Here is a 1095-nt window from a genome sequence, read left to right on the forward strand (position 1 = left end):
AGTGATAGCAAATATGTTGCCCTAATCTCCTTGAACTGGGAAATAAGAAGTCTGGTGAAGATAAGCTTTTCAAGTATATCCATTGGCTCAAACATTGTTGTGTTTTTGGTGTTATTTGGAATTGAACAATGTGATTTTGAATTTCCGAATAAGGAATGCTATATCGAATGTAGTTGCGAGAAGCTGATAGGCCACTATATAGTTAACAGTATTGATATTGGTGATCGAGCTTTCACCATTAGATATGGGACTAGTGATAAATTTGTTGTTCGAATTGAATATCAAGCAACGAATGAAGAGCAGTATGAGCTTATCGATGTAGCAACAGATATGTTTGACAAGGTGACTATTACTAACTAAACATGAGATAAAAAAGTAATTAGATGATGTCAAAAAAACAGAATTGTTACTGTTCAGTGAATGATTATTTTCTGACTGGACTACCTAAAAGATATTAAGAATAGACCGCTTGTTATTCGTATGAAGCAGGCACGTGAGCTGAACTAGTTAAGTATGACTTAATTCAGGACTGAAAGACTAGATAGAGCTTAAACTAGCCCCATAAACGAGCAGTAAATTGGGGGTAGAATTGTCATGAATATAATCTTGATTTCACAAAAACTCAATGGCAGCTAAGGCTCCAAGTTGTCATTATTTATTGAAAAGCTAACGTCATATTTGGCTAACTGAAGAATGCTCTAATTCTCACTGGTGCGATGTTAACAAAGATACGAAAATAGACGTTCGCCTTAGCTTATCTAACGGCAACTGAACCGACAAAATCTTCCCTACATTAGATAATGAAGTGTTCTAATTTTTCATCTTAAAACTTGAAAAAGAAATACTCAAATTTGAATTAAAATACCTAAAGCGGACATCCCACTAATGAATTTTCTCTGATGTGTTTTGATCACTCTGGCAACCATATCCGTCGTTAACATGATTAAAACCTTAATTGCCGATGTAGGGTGAAGGTCTGGGTAAAACACTTAGCTAAGTTTTACATTCCAGGGCAATAATGTTTCGATATCAAGTGCAGAGTTGGTCAATTGCTCTAGGCAATGCATGAGATAGTCGAATGGTATTAATCCATTC

The 1095-nt window shown here is 35.3% G+C and carries 1 protein-coding gene; it reads left to right on the forward strand.

The window, feature by feature from the left end; translation table 11 throughout:
• The coding region (locus tag DWA31_RS17115; RefSeq protein WP_210725537.1) for a hypothetical protein at nt 1–360 on the forward strand (360 nt) is incomplete at its 5' end.
• Between the last annotated feature and the right edge of the window lie 735 nt (nt 361–1095).

The sequence above is a fragment of the Candidatus Colwellia aromaticivorans genome, from assembly GCF_003333305.1.
In the GTDB taxonomy this organism is placed as follows: Bacteria; Pseudomonadota; Gammaproteobacteria; order Enterobacterales; family Alteromonadaceae; genus Colwellia; species Colwellia aromaticivorans.